The sequence below is a fragment of the Pseudarthrobacter sp. AG30 genome, from assembly GCF_003116525.1.
Lineage (GTDB): Bacteria > Actinomycetota > Actinomycetes > Actinomycetales > Micrococcaceae > Arthrobacter.
The window spans coordinates 1-421 of the sequence record NZ_QEHL01000064.1; the positions used below are offsets into that span (position 1 = coordinate 1).

1 protein-coding gene is annotated in these 421 nt (G+C 56.5%); it reads right to left on the reverse strand.

The genetic code is table 11. The features are described 5' to 3' along the window. Positions 1–96 precede the first annotated feature (96 nt). On the reverse strand, positions 97–421 hold a 325-nt coding region (locus DC347_RS21320; RefSeq protein WP_123059249.1), incomplete at its 5' end, for an EAL domain-containing protein.

Sequence of the window (421 nt, forward strand, 5' to 3'; positions counted from 1 at the left end):
GCACCCTCAACGATCCGCCGGATCGCGCTGGTGGGAAAAGCGGCGGATCAGATCCGGGAGATGTTCACGCCGCATCGGTGGTGAAAACAGATAGCCCTAGAAGCGATCAATCCCCAGCGATTTTAACTGCGTAAATTTCGCCAGTGAATCCACCCCTTCCGCCACACAGCGACTGTCGCTTAACTGGCAGTAGTAGGCCAGGCTTTTTATTAGCGCAAGCGCCTTCGGATCGTGCTGGGCGTCGTTGACGATGCTCATATCCAGTTTATACGCATTGAAGTGCAGTCGACGCGCCGGAAAGATAACGCTCCCCTGAGAAAAGCAGTCGTCCAGCATCACGCGCACGCCAGCACGTTGCAGCTGCGCCACGTGGGCGGCGGAGCGGCTCTGATGGCGAAAATCGATAGTTTCAGCATATTCC